A 15,287-nucleotide genomic window follows, 5' to 3' on the forward strand; every position below is an offset into this window, starting at 1 on the left:
ACGCCGTACCCGTGGGGTGGTCAGTAGTCGAAGTCGTCGATGTTCTGGGCGTCGAAGGTGAAGGGCGGGCCGAGGATGACCTCACCGTCCTTGCCGATGGTGAACTCGCCGAGCTTGCCGGCCTTGAACTTCTCTCCCTCGGCGCCGGTGATCTGCCCGGAGGCGAGCGAGGCCGCGGCGTAGCTGGCGAGGTAGCCCAGGTCCTTGGGGTTCCACAGCGCGAACTTCTCGACGGTGCCGTTCTTGACGAACTCCCGCATCTGGTTCGGCGTGCCGAGACCGGTGACCACGATCTTGCCCTTGTACTTGGACCCGGAGACGTACCGGGCGGCGGCCGCGATGCCGACCGTCGTCGGGGCGATGATGCCCTTCAGGTCGGGGTAGGCCTGTAGGAGGCCCTGCGTCTCCTGGAAGGACTTCTGGTCGTCGTCGTCGCCGTACGCGACCTTGACCAGCTTCATGTCCTTGTACTCGGGCTTGGTGAGCTCGTCCTTCATGAACTCGATCCAGGTGTTCTGGTTCGTCGCGTTGGCGGTCGCCGACAGGACGGCGATCTCACCCTTGTGGTCGATCATGTCCGCGAGCATCTTCACCTCGCTGCGGCCGACCTCCTCGGAGCTCGCCTGGTTGATGAAGAGGTTGCGGCAGTCCTTGGACGCGTCGGAGTCGTAGGACACGACCTTGATGCCCTTGGTCATGGCCTGCTTGAGCGGACCGCAGACCGCGTTCGCGTCGTTGGCCGCGATGAGGATGGCATCCTGCTGCTGCTGGATCAGGGTGTTGATGTAGGACACCTGCGAGGACGCGGACGCGTCGGAGGGGCCGACCTCCTTGGCCGTTCCCTTGTACTCCGCCGCCGCCTCGATGCCCGCCTTGTCGACGATCGTCTCGTACGGGTTGTTGATCTGCTTGGGCAGGAAGGCGATCTTCAGCCCTTCCTTGAGCGGAGCGTTCGGGTTCGCGGTGGCCGACGACTGTTCCGGCGCGGCGGGCGCCTGCGAGGAGACGGACTCCTTGGTGGTCCCGCCGCAGGCCGCTAGACCGAGTGAGACCAGGCCGACCATGGCGACTGCCGAGGTGAACCTTCGTGACGAAGTGAACATAGGTGTTCCTCAGGTGGTGGGAGGTGTGGGCACAACCGGCGATGGAACGCGTCTTCGTTGCCGTGCGACGGCGACGAGACGTGGGGTGATCACTGAGATGACCAGCAGCAGTCCTGTCACGATGGACTGGATCTCCGTCGAGACGTCGTTGAGCATGAGCAGATTGCGCAGCAGCCCGATCAGCAGCACACCGGCGATGACGCCGCCGAGCGTCCCCCTGCCGCCGTCGAAGTCGACGCCGCCGAGCAGGACGGCCGCGATGACGGCCAGTTCCAGCCCGCTGCCGTTGTCGGCACGGGCGCTGCCGTACCGGAGTGTGTAGACGACGCCGGCGAACGCGGCGACGACTCCGGATACCACGAAGAGGATGAGCTTGATCCGCTTGACCCGGATGCCCGCGAAGTGCGCCGCCTCGACCTGCGCGCCGATCGCGAACAGCGCCCGGCCGAAGCCTGTGGCGTGCAGGAGGACCGCGGTGATCACCGCCAGCACCGCGAACACCGCCACCGGATACGGGATCGGCGTGCCCGGGACGTCGCCCACGGCCAGGTTCACGTACGTCTGCGGGAACTCCGCGATGGCCCGGTCACCGAGCACGACCAACGCGAGGCCGCGGTAGAGCGCCAGCGTGCCGATCGTCACGGCGAGGGACGGGAGCCCGAGCCTGGTCACCAGCAACCCGTTGACCAGGCCGCACACCGCGCCGACCACGATCACCAACGGTATGATCGTCTCAATGGCCCAGCCCGCGTCCCAGAGGTTGCCGACCAGCGCGCTGGACAGGCCGAGGACGGACGCCACGGAGAGGTCCACCTCGGCGGCGACCACGAGCAACGTCATCGCCAGGGCGATCAGAGCGATCTCGCCGAGGTCCCCCAGAGCGAAGGAGAGGTTGTCGATGTTGGCGAACTCGGGTGACCCCGCGGCGCCGCCGATGAAGACGACCACCAGCAGGATTCCGACCAGCACGTCCCAGCGGAGAAACCGGCTGAGCGGGGCGCGCGCGGAGTTCACGGCCGTCACGTCAGGAGCCATGTCTGGCGTTCCTCCTCCGGAGTATTCGCGCGACGCGCAGGGCGAGCAGCCGGTCCACGCTGATCGCCAGGAGCAGGAGCGCCCCGGTGATCGCCTGCTGCCAGAAGGGGTTCACCTTGAGCACGACCAGCGCGCTCGTGATGGTGGTCAGCAGCAACGCGCCCAGGGCCGCGCCGTACACGGTGCCGACGCCGCCGGTGATCGCGACGCCGCCGACGACGACGGCACTGACGACCTGCAACTCCCAACCGTGGGCGTCGTCGGCGACGACCGTGCCGAACCGCGCCAGCCACAACACGCCGGCGAGACCGGCGAGACCACCGCTGAGCAGGTAGGCCGCCATCACGCGGCGCCGCACCGGCACTCCGGCCAGCCCGGCGGCCTCGGGGCTCGACCCGATCGCGTAAAAGTCCCGTCCCGAGGCGTAGGAGCGCAGGTAGTAGCCGACCGCCAGCATCACGATGACGGCGATCAGCGGCAGGTACGGGATGCCGAGCACGCTGCCGTTGCCCAGCGAGAGCACCGACTCCGGCAGGTCGACCGCGTTGATCTGCCGTCCGTGGGCGATCGCGTGGTCGAGCCCCTGGATGATGTACAGCGTGCCCAGGGTCACGACGAGCGCGGGCACCCGGCCGAAACTGACGAGAAGGCCGTTGACCAGGCCGCACACCCCGCCGATCACGATTCCGAGCACGATCGCCACGCCGACGCCGAGCCCGTGGTCGGCGGCGAGGACGTCGCCGACGGTGAACGCGACGAGACCGACGACCGAGCCGACGGACAGGTCGATGTTCCGCGTGATGATGACGAAGGACTGGCCGACGGCGAGCAGCGCGAGGATCGAGGCGTTGAGGAAGATGTCCTTCAGCCCCTGCGCGGACAGGAAGTTGCCGTTGGTTCCCGCGGTCACCGCGACGAGGACGGCCAGCGCCGCCACGATGCTCAGCTCCCGGGCCCGGAACACCAGGTCGACGATCCCGCGGGTGCTCCGCCCTGCGGTCACAGCGGTCATGAGGCCCTCCCCGTGGCAGCGGTCATCACGCTCTCCTCGGTGGCGTCCGCACGTGGAATGTCGGCGACCAGCCGTCCTTCCTGCATGACGAGCACCCGGTCCGCCATGCCCAGCACCTCGGGCAGCTCGGAGGAGATCATCAGTACGGCCATGCCGTCGGAGGCCAGCTCCGACAGCACCCGGTGGACCTCGGCCTTGGTGCCCACGTCGATTCCCCGGGTGGGCTCATCGATGATCAGCACCTGCGGGCGGGTCGACAGCCACTTGGCGAGCACGACCTTCTGCTGGTTGCCGCCGGACAGGACGTTCACGGCGTCCGAGAGCCGGTTGAACTTCAGTTGCAGCCGGATCGCCCAGTCACGGGCACGGTCGCGCTCGGCGGCGCGGGAGATGACCGGGCCGCGCCGTAGACCCTTCAGCCCGGTGAGCCCGATGTTGCGCTCGATCGACTGGTCCATCACCAGGCCCTGCTGCCTGCGATCCTCGGGGACCAGTGCCACGCCCGCGGACATCGCGGCGGTCGGCGACGCGGGAGGCAGCCGCCGCCCGTTCACCTCCACCCATCCGGCGTCCCAGCGGTCCACTCCGAACACGGCCCGGGCCACCTCGCTGCGGCCGGCGCCCACCAGACCGGCGAGGGCGACGATCTCACCGCGACGCACCTCGAAGGAGACGTCGGTGAACACTCCCTCGCGGGTGAGCCGGTGGACCTTGAGCGCGACCTCTCCCGCGACGGCGTCGAGTTTCGGGTAGAGGGTGTCGAGGTCCCGGCCGACCATCCTGCGGATCAGCGCCTCGTGGGTGAGCCCGGCGACCGGTTCGCTGGCGATCCAGGCCCCGTCGCGGAGCGTCGTGACCTGCTGGCAGAGCTCGAAGATCTCATCCAGCCGGTGGGAGATGAACAACAGCGCGCAGCCCTGCTCGCGCAGTGCCTTGACGACGGTGAACAGCCGCGCCACCTCGTTGCCCGACAGGGCCGCCGTGGGTTCGTCCATGATCAGCACCCGCGCGTCCCGGGACAGCGCCTTGGCGATCTCCACGAGCTGCTGGTCGGCGATGGACAGGCCGCGCGCGGGCTGTTCGGGATCGAGCGCGACGCCGAGTCGGGCGAACAACTCGGCCGCCCGTGCGCGCATCTCGCCGCGGTCGATCCGGCCGAGGGACGCCCGGGGCTGCCGCCCGATGAAGATGTTCTCGGCGACCGACAGGTCGGGGAACATCGTCGGCTCCTGGTAGATCACCGCCACACCGTGCCGCTGCGCGTCCGCGGGCTTGTGGAACTCGACGGGCTGCCCGTCCATGAGGACCTGTCCCGAGTCGGGACGGTGGACGCCGGAGAGGGTCTTCACGAGGGTCGACTTCCCGGCCCCGTTCTCGCCGGCGAGAGCGTGGGCCTCTCCGGCGCGCAATTCGAGGGAGACCTCGCGCAGAGCCCGGACGGCCCCGAAGGACTTGCTCACCCCGGCGAGCGCCAGAACAGGTGGCGCGTCCCCGGTCCCCGGCCCGTGCGGCGCCGTCGCTTCAGCCGCTCCAGTCACGCGTCACACTCCTTCCCGGCCTGTGGGTAAAAAACGTTTTACAACGCGGTTCCCGGACGCTAAGCCGCGCCGTCGGGGCTTGTCAATGGGTGATGAAGAGGCCGTTTCCGATGTGTTACGCACCCCGAGAGCCCAGGGGTGGGAGCTCCAGATACGCCCGATCAGGTAGGGTCTGGCCAACATTTGCTAACACGTTTTAATAGATGCAGTTCAAAGACGCCGTTCATGGACGCCGACGTGAGGAGGACAGTGGGGACCGTCAGCATCAGGGATGTCGCCACCCGGGCCGGGGTGTCACCCGGCACCATCTCCAACGTCCTCAACCGGCCGGAACGAGTGGCTCCCGCGACCCGCGAGCGTGTCCTTCGCGCCATCAGCGAGCTCGGTTTCGTCCGGCACGGCTCCGCGTCGACACTGCGGGCGGGCCACAGCCGCACGGTCGGGTTGTCGGTCATGGACATCGGCAACCCGTTCTTCACCGACATCGCCACGGGGGTGGAGGAGGCCGCGAGCGAGCTCGGCTACGCGGTCATCCTCGGCAACTCCGCCGGCTCGCGGCCCAAGGAGGAGCGCAACCTGCTCGTCCTGGCCGAGCAGCGTGTCCGGGGCGTGCTGATCACCCCCACCGATGACGATCCCGCCCGTCTCGACGCGCTGCGCGACCGCGGCATCAGAGTGGTCCTCCTCGACCATCCGGCCCACCGGCCCGACCAGTGCTCGGTGACCGTCAACGACGTCACCGGAGGCTGGCTCGCGGTCTCCCACCTGCTCGAACGCGGAGCACGCCGGATCGGCTACCTCACCGGCCCGCGGACGCTCCGCCAGTGCGTCGACCGCGGCGAGGGGGCGGCGCGGGCGGTGGCCGCCGCCGGCCTCGACCCGGACACGATCCTCGATCCGATCGAGACGCCCGCCATGACGGCGAAGTACGGCCAGCAGGCGGCCGAGCGGCTGCTCGCCTCCGGCCGGCTGCCCGAAGCGATCTTCTGCGCCAACGACCTGCTCGCCGTCGGCATGCTCCGCGGCCTGCTCCAGGCCGGGGTCCACGTGCCCGGCGAGGTGGCGCTGATCGGGTACGACGACATCGACTTCGCCGCCGCCTCGGCGGTGTCGCTGAGCTCGATACGGCAGCCGACCCACCAGCTCGGGCGCATCGCCACCGAGTTGCTACTCGACGAGTGCGACAATCCGGACACTCACGCCCACCAGCAGGTCGTGTTCCAGCCCGAACTCGTCGTCCGTGAGTCGACTGGCGGACGGCGTGACCCCCAGCCCGACGAGGAGTCGAGATGAGCGTCTACGCCGCGGTGGACCTCGGCGCGTCCAGTGGCCGGGTGATCGCCGTACGGATCGACGGCGACCGCGTGAGCGTCGACGAAATCCACCGATTCGCCAACCGGCCGGTCCGCGCCGCGGGAACCCTGCACTGGGACATCCTCGCCCTGCACCAGGGCATGCTGGACGGCCTGCGCCTGGCCGGCCCGGTCGACTCGATCGGCATCGACTCCTGGGCGGTCGACTACGGACTGCTCGACGGCGACGGACGGCTCCTCGGCAACCCCGTGCACTATCGCGACGGGCGGACCTCCGGCGTCGCGGAGCGCATGACGGGCGAGCTGGGGAACGCCGAGCTCTACCAGGTCACCGGGCTGCAGTTCCTCCCGTTCAACACGATCTACCAGCTGCTCGCCGAGCCGCTCCTCGATCGTGCGGAGACGCTGCTCATGATTCCCGACCTGCTCACCTACTGGCTGACCGGGTCACGCGGCGCGGAGGTGACGAACGCCTCCACGACCGGGCTCTACGACGTCCGGACCGGCGCCTGGGCGTCAGGGCTGGCCAGGCGGCTGGGCATCCCCTCCGGCGTCCTGCCTGAGCTGCGGCCGCCGGGATCACCTTCCGGAACCCTGCGCGCCGAGATCGCCGAGGAGACCGGCCTGTCGCAGGCGACCCCCGTCACCGCGGTCGCCTCGCACGACACGGCCTCGGCGGTCGCCGCCGTGCCCTCCCGGACCGACCGGTTCGCCTACATCTCGTCCGGAACCTGGTCGCTGGTCGGCATCGAATTGCCCCGCCCGGTCCTCAGCGAGGAGAGCAGACTGGCCGGCTTCAGCAACGAGACCGGCCTCGACGGCACCATCCGCTACCTGCGCAACGTGATGGGCCTGTGGATCCTGCAGGAGTCGCTGCGCACCTGGGGCGGCGCCGACCTTCCCGCCCTTCCCGCCCTTCCCGCGCTGCTCGGCGCGGCCGAGCAGGCTCCGCCGTTCCAGGCGCTGATCGATCCCGACGATCCCGCGTTCCTGCCGCCGGGCGACATGCCGGCGCGGATCGCCGCCTATTGCGAGCGGACCGGCCAGCGCCCGCCGGACGGGCGCGCCGCGACCGTCCGGTGCGTGCTGGAGAGCCTCGCGCTCGCCTACCGCCGCACGATCGACGACGCCGTACGGCTCAGCGGCCAGGAGGTGGAGGTCGTCCACCTGGTGGGCGGCGGCGCGCGCAACGCCCTGCTGTGCCAGATGACCGCGGACGCCACCGGCCTCCCCGTCATCGCCGGCCCGGTCGAGGCCGCGGCGCTCGGCAACGCGCTGGTCCAGGCCCGCGCCCAGGGCGTGGTCACCGACATCCGCGATCTCGTACGGCGAAGCGAGCAGCCGGTCACCTACCTGCCGAGGGGGGACCAGAACGCCTGGACCCGCGCCGGCGCCCGGTTACCCAGTCGCTGATCCGAGCAGACTGATCCGAGTAGACGCAGACCGGCCGCCTCAGGACGAGCCGAGCTTCTGCAGCAACCGCTCGCGTCTGGCCTCAAGCGTCTCTATCAACGACTCCTGCTGCTCCGCGTTGGTGATCACCATCGCGATCTCGGCGGCGTCCGTCGGGGCGTCCCAGCGCTCGCCGATCTCCCGCCTGATGGACGCGGCGCTCTCCCGAAGCCTGACCAGCTCCGCCTCCAATTCCTTCAGCTGCTCCCTGATCTCAGCGTCGTCCATCGTCCTACCGTCCTCGTCGCCGTCTTTGTCGCTGTCTTTGTCGCCGGCCTTGTTTCCGTCCTTGTTGTGGCCTTGTTGCCGTCCTTGACGGTTCGGGCCGTACCACCGGCCTATTCCGCGAGAGCGCCCGATTAATCGAGATGCTCGAGGCCGCCCGTGCATTCCCCCGGCGGGGACGGCTCATCGGCCGAGGGTCACGTGTCCTTCGGCGACATGCCAGTAGTCGCGCGACTCCACGGCGAGCCCGGCCGCGTCGAACCGGACGATCACGCAGCCGGCCAGCGTCACCGGCCTGCCGTCCTCGGACGACAGGACGACGAACTCGGCCACCGCCGTGTCCCCGTCGACGAGCGGCTCACCGAAGCGGACGCTCTCGACCCGCTCGTTCTCGAACGACCAGCGGACGTAGTCGGCGAGTTCCGCCCGCCCACGATGGACCGGACGGAACGGCATCGAGCGATGCTCGCAGTCCTCGGCGTACAAGGACACGATCAGCTCGACATCGTGCGCCGCCCAGCCCCGTTCCCACGTGCGGGCGAAGCGGCCTGCGGCTTCCCTGGTGTCCACGGCGCCCGCCTCCGGTTACGAGAACGAACCGATGTACGCGGTGGTATTGGACGCGCGGGCGTCCTGCGCCGCCGTCAAGCGGCCCGCCAGGTAGGACGGCATGATCGTGGCGGCCTCCTCCGCGGTGAAGAAGCCGTACCCGTCGAGCTCCTCCGCCTGCAGGACAATGCTGTTGCCGTCGACCACCGTGCCGCAGTCGAACAGGAAATGGACGAGCGGGAGGGGACGGTCCTCGATCGGGGGCACCCAGTGAACGACCAACAGGCGGCCCACCGGTGGCTCCAGGCCGAGCTCCTCGAGCACCTCACGGGCACAGGCGACGTCCGGCGACTCGCCCTCGTCGACGTGACCACCCGGCCAGCCCCAATGATCGCGGTAGTTGGGCTTGACCAGCAGGACACGGCCCGAGGGGTCGGTGATGAATCCGGCCGCGGCCGCCACCACCTTGCTCAGCCCGGCGTAGAAGACATCCGCGGGGATCACGACGACGCCTGGCCGGAGAAGGAGCGCATGGCAGGAGCCTAGCCGGGGTTCCCCGAGAGCGGCCTCAGGGACGTCCCCTAGATCTCGAGCACGAGAGTAATACGCCGGTCGCAGGACGTCTGATCTGGTCAACGGGCCCGATGTGCACGCCTTGATCGATTTCTACGGTTGAGACATCCACTGAGGGAGAGAGCATGAGACGCCGGAAGAACCTCGCCGCCTCGATCGGCGGCTGGAGTGCCCGCCATCGATGGTCGGCTCTGTTGATCTGGATCGCTTTCGTCGCCGCGGCGACGTTCCTGGGCAGTGCCGTGGGCACGGCCGAGATGAAGAATTACGAGAGCTCCAACGGGGACTCACGACTAGCCGAGCAGATCTTGGACGGCGCGGCCTACAAGGACGTCGCCAGAGAGGTCGTCCTGGTGCAGTCGCGCACCGGGACCCTCACCACCGGCGACCCCGCGTTCCGCGAGGCCGTCATGGGCGTGAAGAGTGCGGTCGAGGCCACCGGCCAGGTCGAGAACGTGCGCACGCCGTACGACAAGGAACCCTCACCCGTCACCCCTGACCGGCGCACGACCCTGGTCCAGTTCGACATGAAGGGTGACGCGGGGACGGCGGGCGACCGGATCCAGCCGGTGCTCGACGCGGTCGCGGGCGTGCAGCGGGCCCATCCGGACCTCCGGGTCGAGGAGGCCGGCGGGGCGAGCGCCGACAAGCTGATCGGCGAGGCGATCGACAAGGACTTCGTGCGGGCCGAGCAACTCTCGCTGCCGATCACCATCGGCATCCTGCTCGCCGCGTTCGGCGCGTTGCTGGCCGCGCTGGTCCCGGTCGCCCTGGCGATGACGGCGATCTTCTCGGCTACCGGGTTGCTGGCTCTCACCAGCCAACTTCTGCACGTCGACTCGGCGACCAGCAACGTGATGTTGCTGATCGGCCTGGCGGTCGGCGTCGACTACAGCCTCTTCTACGTCATGCGACAGCGCGAGGAGAGGGCGAAGGGCCGCGACAAGCGCAGGGCCATCGAGATCGCCGCCGCCACGTCCGGCAGGGCCGTCCTCATCTCCGGCATCACCGTCATCGTGGCGATGGCCGGGATGTTCCTGACGGGCAACGGCATCTTCATGGGCTTCGCCGAGGGCACGATCCTCGTGGTCCTGACAGCCGTCGTCGGCTCCCTGACCGCCCTGCCCGCGCTGCTCTCGCTGATCGGCGACAAGATCGACGCCCGGTTGATCCACGGCACCGTACGGACCGTCACCAGGGGAAGGGTCGGCTGGCGGCGCGTTCTCGGGGTCCGCGGAGGGGAGAGCAGGTTCTGGGGCGCGATCATCGGGCCGGTCCTGCGTCATCCGATCGTCTCCGTGGTCCTCGCCGGCAGTCTCCTCGTCGCGCTCGCGATCCCCGCGTTCAGCCTCAAGACCGGCGCGCAGACCATCGACGACCTGCAGGGCAACTACTCGATCGCCGAGACCTTCAAGCGGATCGACAAGGCCTTCCCCGGCGGGAACGAGCCCGCGGTGGTCGTCGTCAAGGCCGCCGACGTCACGACCCCTCAGTTCACCGCCTCGATCGAGGAGTTCAAGAAGCGGGCGCTGGCGACGGGCGAGGCGAACGAGCCGATCAGCGTACGAATAAATCCGGATAAGACGGTGGCCCAGATCGCCATCGGCATCAAGGGCACCGGGATGGACGCGGTCTCGGAGCACGCCGTCCACACCCTGCGTGAAAAGGTCATCCCCGCCACGCTTCCCGGAGCGCACGTCACCGGCAGCACGGCGGGCTCGATGGACTTCGACGAGCAGCTTCGCCGGACGATCCCGCTGGTGTTCGGCTTCGTGCTGCTGCTGGCCTTCGTCCTGCTGCTGATCTCGTTCCGCTCGCTGGTCGTCGCGATCAAGGCCATCCTGCTCAACCTGCTGTCCGTCGCGGCGGCGTACGGCGTGCTCGTGCTGGTCTTCCAGAGGGGGTACGGCGAGAGCCTGCTCGGCTTCACTTCCACCGGGATGATCACCAACTGGCTGCCCCTGTTCCTGTTCGTGATCCTCTTCGGCCTGTCGATGGACTACCACGTCTTCATCCTCAGCCGGATCCGGGAGGCCTACGACAGGGGCATGCGCACCGAGGACGCGATCGCCTCCGGCATCAAGAGCACCGCCGCCGTGGTCACGAGTGCGGCGCTCATCATGGTGGCGGTGTTCGCGACCTTCGCCACGCTGTCGCTGCTGACGTTCATGCAGATGGGCATCGGCCTGGCGGCCGCGATCCTGATCGACGCGACGATCGTGCGGGCGGTCCTGCTGCCGGCGACGATGAAACTGCTGGGTGACTGGAACTGGTACCTGCCGCGGTGGCTCAACTGGCTGCCCCAGCTCTCCCACGGCGACCACGACGACGACGGCGAGGGCGGTGATGACGGCGGCGACGGCGTCCGGGAGGACCGGGTGCCCGCCCTCGTCGGCTGACGGCACGGCTGACATCACGGCTGGCAGCGCGACTTGCGCCTGGAGGTCCACCAGATGGACACTCCAGGCGCAAGCCGCACATATCGGTAAAATCCCCAGCTATGGGACGAAGCGGTGGAACACGCAAACCCCTGATCTTCTGGGCCGCCGGCGTCGTCGCCTACATGATCGCGGTGTTCCACCGGCAGTCCCTCGGCGTCACGGGCATCGACGCCTCGGCCCGCTTCGGGGTCGGTGCGACCGGTCTGTCCGTCCTCGCCATGGTGCAACTGCTGGTCTACGCGGCGATGCAGATCCCGGTCGGGGTCCTGGTCGACCGGCTGGGATCCAAACGCATGCTGCTGGCCGGAGCGTCGGTGATGGCGCTCGGCCAACTCGTCTTCGCTCTGGCGACGAACCTGCCCGGAGCCGCCGCCGGCAGGATCCTCATCGGCTGCGGCGACGCGATGACGTTCATCAGCGTGATCCGGATCGTCAGCGTGTGGTTCCCGCCGCGGCGCAATCCCGTGATCGTGCAGGTCACCGGGTTGCTCGGCCAACTGGGCGCGGTCGCCTCGGCCGTGCCGCTGATCACGTCCCTGCACGCCAACGGCTGGACGCCGACCTTCCTCGCCGCCGCCGCGCTCGGCGTGGTCTCTCTCATCGTGGTCGGCGCGGCGTTGCGCGATCGGCCCCCCGAGACGGAGACGGCCGCGCCCGCCATGCGGGCCGCGTGGGCCGAGCCGGGCACCCGGCTCGGGATGTGGACGCACGCCGCCACCCAGTCCTCGGCCGCGGCCTTCACGATCCTGTGGGGCTACCCGTTCCTGGTCCAGGGCGAGGGGTTGACTCCGCGGACGGCGGGACTGTTGCTGACCACGATCACCGTGCTGTCGATGTTCTGCGGACCTTTGCTCGGCTTCCTCGCCGGGCGGTTCCCGCTACGGCGGTCCTGGATGGTGCTGACCGTCATCGGCAGCACGGCGGGAGCCTGGACACTCGTCCTCCTGTGGCCGGCCCCCGTGCCTTTGTGGCTGCTCGTGCTGCTCATGGTCACCCTCGCGACGAACGGGCCGGGCTCGATGATCGGATTCGACTACGCGCGGACCTTCAATCCGGCCGAGCGGATCGGCGTCGCCACCGGCATCGTCAACGGCGGCGGCTTCGTCGCCTCCATGTCGGTGATCGCTCTGATCGGCGTCTCGATGGATCTCCAGGGCGACTACCGCTGGGCGTTCGCCGTGCAGTACCCCGTGTGGATCCTCGGCGCCGTCCAGGTCCTCCGTTACCGCACGCGGGCCCGTCGCCTGCCGCGCCTGCGGCCGGCGACGAGCAACGCCTGAGGCTCCCGTCACGGGCCGGCCCGGCTGGAAGCCCCCGGCCCGTACGACCTGTCACGAGTGTTGGTCGCCTCGGAGGTGCCGTGCCGCGCTGACGAGGTTGGTGAGCGCCGCCTCGACCTGTTCGTACGTCCGGGTCTTCAGCCCGCAGTCCGGATTGACCCAGACCCGGTCGGCGGGCAACACCCGCAAGGCCGCCTTCAGCGCGACCTCGATCTCCCAGGTGCTCGGCACCCGCGGCGAGTGGATGTCGTACACCCCCGGGCCGAGCCCTCGTTCGAAGTCGCCGATCGCCGCCTCGTCGAGGATCCGCGCACCCGATCGCGCCGACTCGATGGTCGTGACGTCGGCGTCGAGGGCGTCGATCGCATCGAGGATCTGGTCGGCGTCGGAGTAGCACAGGTGCGTGTGGATCTGCGTGCGGTCGCCCGCGCCGGACGTGGCCCTGCGGTAGGCCGCCACGGCCCACTCCAGATAGGCGTCCTGGTCCTCACGTCGCAGCGGCATGAGCTCACGCAGCGCCGGCTCGTCGACCTGGATGACCGGCACACCCGCGGCCTCGAGGTCGCGCACCTCGTCTCCGATGGCGTCGGCGACCTGGAACACCACGTCCCGCAGGGGCCGGTCATCGCGGACGAACGACCAGGCGACGATCGTCACCGGGCCGGTCAGCATGCCCTTGACCGGCTTGTCCGTCAGAGACTGCGCATGGCGTGCCCATCGCACGGTGATCGGCTCCGGGCGCCGGACATCGCCGTGCAGAATCGGCGGCCGCGTACAGCGCGAGCCGTACGACTGGACCCAGCCGTTGCGGGTGACCGCGAACCCGTCGAGATGCTCGGCGAAGTACTGCACCATGTCGTTGCGCTCAGGCTCGCCGTGGACGAGCACGTCGAGCCCGAGCCGCTCCTGCAGGGCGACGACCCGGGCGATCTCGGCACGGACGAGGTCGTCGTAGGCCGCCTCGCCCAGCTCACCCGCCGCCAGCGCCGCCCTGGCCTCGCGTAGCTCGCCGGTCTGCGGGAACGAGCCGATCGTGGTGACCGGGAGCGAGGGCAGGCGCAGGTGCTCGGCCTGTGCCGCCGCCCGGACCGCGTACGGGCTCCTGACCGGGCCTTCTTCGGACACGCGGTCTGTCACACGGTCTGGCACACGGCCCGGATCGCGGCCCGGCACCAGTTCCTCTGTGTGGTCCGCCTGCACTGAGCCGACCACCGCGGCCTTCGCCTGAGCGGCCACGGCGGGCGCGGAGATCGGGCCGACTGGATCGGCGGCCAAGAGGGCGGCCAGCTCGACCACCTCGGCGACCTTCTGGTCCGCGAACGCCAGTCGCCGCCGCACGGCGGAATCGAGGCCCGGCTCCAGATCCAGGTCGTACGGCACATGCAGGAGCGAGCAGGACGTGCTCACGACGACATGCCCGGCCTGCTCGCGTACAGCGCGGAGCGTGGCCAATGCCTGTTCCTGGTCGGTGCGCCACACGTCACGCCCCGACACCACGCCCGCGACCACGATCTTTCCAGCAAGCGTGGCCTTTTGGGCGAGTGTGGTCTCTTTGCCGAGCGTGGTCATTTGGGCGGGCGTGGTCTTTGGGGCGGGCACGGCCTGCCCGGCGTGCGCTGTCTTGTCCACGAGCGTGTCGAGGCCCGAGGCGCCGCCGGCCACCAGATCGAGACCGATGGCCTCGACCGGCGTGGCGGCGAGGACCGGCAGGGCGTCGCCGAGATCGCCGAAGTACGAGGCGACGAACAGAGCAGGCCGGTCGGTCAGGTTCCCCAGCCACTCGTAGGCGGTCGTGACGGCGGCCAGTTCTTCGCCGGTTCTGTCGGTCACGAGGGCCGGCTCATCCAGCTGGACCCAGTCGACGCCCTCCGCGGCGAGCTCCGCCAGCAGCCGCTCGTAGGCCCCGAGCACATCGGCCAGCCGGTCCAGCGGGGCGAATCCGGCCGGGCCGCCCGGGGCCGCCTGCGACAGCAGGAGGAAGGTGACCGGGCCGACCAGCACCGGTCGCGTCTCCAGGCCCAGCCCACGCGCCTCCCGTACCTCGGAAAGCGGCTTGGTGGCATCCAGCCGGAAAGAGGTGTCCGGCCCGATCTCGGGGACGATGTAGTGATAGTTCGTGTCGAACCACTTCGTCATCCGCAGCGGCGCGATCCCCTCCGCACCCCGTGCCATCGCGAAGTAGGCATCCGCACTCGTGCCACCGCGATACCGATCAGGTACGGCGCCGAGCAACACGGCCGTGTCGAGCATCTGGTCATAGAGCGAGAACGTGCCGGACGGCAGCGCACCCAGGCCGAGCCCGTCGAGCCGCCGCCAAGTCTCCTCCCGCAGTTGCAGTCCCGTGTTTTCGAGGTCCTGGTACGTCGAGCGGCCGTCCCAGTACGACTCCAATGCGCGCTTCAGCTCCCGGTGAGGCCCGATCCTCGGATAGCCGAGCACGGTGGAGGCGGGAAAGGTCGGCGGACGCGCGGTCATGGTGGCTCCCTTGGCCGTTCAGGGTTCGGACGGACGCATCCTGCCCACCCGTGGCGTTCGGTCGCTTGATCCATAAGCCCGAATTATGGATCTCCATCGCATGTGACTCAGCGCGCCGAAACTCTCGTTTCGAGGCATGCGCGGATGCCCCCATGAGCGCACGGGAGCGACATGAGCGCATGGAATCGCACGGAAGCCGTATGGGGGCCCCGCGCGGGGCGCGCGCGGGGGGCGGAAGCCGCACGCCGGCCGATCATCGCGGCGAAGAGGGCCGGGCATCAGCCACTCCAG

Annotated in this window: 12 protein-coding genes; 4 read left to right on the forward strand and 8 right to left on the reverse strand. The window is 69.3% G+C overall.

What is annotated here, in order from left to right; translation table 11 throughout:
- Positions 1 to 20 precede the first annotated feature (20 nt).
- From rhaS to Pmi06nite_RS21050, 4 genes are read right to left on the reverse strand one after another with little or no spacing between them, the layout of a single operon-like run.
- Entirely contained in the window at positions 21 to 1,103 is a 1,083-nt protein-coding gene (gene rhaS / locus Pmi06nite_RS21035; RefSeq protein ID WP_203954755.1) for a rhamnose ABC transporter substrate-binding protein, read from the reverse strand.
- A gap of 9 nt (positions 1,104 to 1,112) precedes the next feature.
- On the reverse strand, positions 1,113 to 2,138 hold the full coding sequence (locus tag Pmi06nite_RS21040; RefSeq protein WP_203954756.1) for an ABC transporter permease: 1,026 nt from the start codon (positions 2,136 to 2,138) through the stop codon (positions 1,113 to 1,115).
- Positions 2,128 to 3,150, reverse strand: coding sequence for an ABC transporter permease (locus Pmi06nite_RS21045; RefSeq protein WP_203954757.1), 1,023 nt, complete (start codon positions 3,148 to 3,150; stop codon positions 2,128 to 2,130). Before Pmi06nite_RS21045 ends, Pmi06nite_RS21040 begins: the two co-directional genes overlap by 11 nt.
- Positions 3,147 to 4,610: a sugar ABC transporter ATP-binding protein gene (locus tag Pmi06nite_RS21050; protein ID WP_203954796.1), complete on the reverse strand. Its 1,464-nt coding sequence runs from the start codon at positions 4,608 to 4,610 to the stop codon at positions 3,147 to 3,149. The genes Pmi06nite_RS21045 and Pmi06nite_RS21050 overlap by 4 nt, the downstream gene beginning before the upstream one ends.
- Positions 4,611 to 4,937: 327 nt before the next feature.
- Between Pmi06nite_RS21050 and Pmi06nite_RS21055 the strand changes: the two genes are divergently transcribed.
- Both Pmi06nite_RS21055 and Pmi06nite_RS21060 read left to right on the forward strand, forming a co-directional pair.
- Positions 4,938 to 5,981, forward strand: a complete 1,044-nt coding sequence (locus Pmi06nite_RS21055) for a LacI family DNA-binding transcriptional regulator (protein WP_239114070.1) — start codon at positions 4,938 to 4,940, stop codon at positions 5,979 to 5,981.
- Positions 5,978 to 7,414, forward strand: a complete 1,437-nt coding sequence (locus Pmi06nite_RS21060; protein WP_203954759.1) for a rhamnulokinase — start codon at positions 5,978 to 5,980, stop codon at positions 7,412 to 7,414. Before Pmi06nite_RS21055 ends, Pmi06nite_RS21060 begins: the two co-directional genes overlap by 4 nt.
- Before the next feature lie 39 nt (positions 7,415 to 7,453).
- Here the strand turns inward: Pmi06nite_RS21060 and Pmi06nite_RS21065 are convergent, their stop codons facing one another.
- The 3 genes from Pmi06nite_RS21065 to Pmi06nite_RS21075 all read right to left on the reverse strand — a co-directional run bounded on the left by Pmi06nite_RS21065 (position 7,454) and on the right by Pmi06nite_RS21075 (position 8,731).
- A complete protein-coding gene (locus Pmi06nite_RS21065) occupies positions 7,454 to 7,681 on the reverse strand; it encodes a hypothetical protein (protein ID WP_203954760.1) in 228 nt (75 codons plus the stop codon).
- 180 nt (positions 7,682 to 7,861) lie between these two features.
- On the reverse strand, positions 7,862 to 8,248 hold the full coding sequence (locus Pmi06nite_RS21070) for a nuclear transport factor 2 family protein (protein ID WP_203954761.1): 387 nt from the start codon (positions 8,246 to 8,248) through the stop codon (positions 7,862 to 7,864).
- Positions 8,249 to 8,263: 15 nt separating this feature from the next.
- Complete coding sequence (locus Pmi06nite_RS21075; protein WP_203954762.1) at positions 8,264 to 8,731, reverse strand: NUDIX domain-containing protein; 468 nt, start codon at positions 8,729 to 8,731, stop codon at positions 8,264 to 8,266.
- Between the two features lie 194 nt (positions 8,732 to 8,925).
- Here Pmi06nite_RS21075 and Pmi06nite_RS21080 point away from each other — a divergent pair, with 194 nt between their 5' ends.
- Both Pmi06nite_RS21080 and Pmi06nite_RS21085 read left to right on the forward strand, forming a co-directional pair.
- Positions 8,926 to 11,199, forward strand: coding sequence for an MMPL family transporter (locus Pmi06nite_RS21080; protein WP_203954763.1), 2,274 nt, complete (start codon positions 8,926 to 8,928; stop codon positions 11,197 to 11,199).
- 101 nt (positions 11,200 to 11,300) lie between these two features.
- Positions 11,301 to 12,521, forward strand: coding sequence for an MFS transporter (locus tag Pmi06nite_RS21085; RefSeq protein WP_239114071.1), 1,221 nt, complete (start codon positions 11,301 to 11,303; stop codon positions 12,519 to 12,521).
- Between the two features lie 51 nt (positions 12,522 to 12,572).
- Here the strand turns inward: Pmi06nite_RS21085 and metE are convergent, their stop codons facing one another.
- Positions 12,573 to 14,996 (reverse strand): 5-methyltetrahydropteroyltriglutamate--homocysteine S-methyltransferase, encoded by a 2,424-nt coding sequence (gene metE, locus Pmi06nite_RS21090; protein WP_203954764.1) that lies wholly within the window; start codon positions 14,994 to 14,996, stop codon positions 12,573 to 12,575.
- Positions 14,997 to 15,287: the final 291 nt, after the last annotated feature.

This window comes from Planotetraspora mira (genome assembly GCF_016863275.1).
In the GTDB taxonomy this organism is placed as follows: Bacteria; Actinomycetota; Actinomycetes; order Streptosporangiales; family Streptosporangiaceae; genus Planotetraspora; species Planotetraspora mira.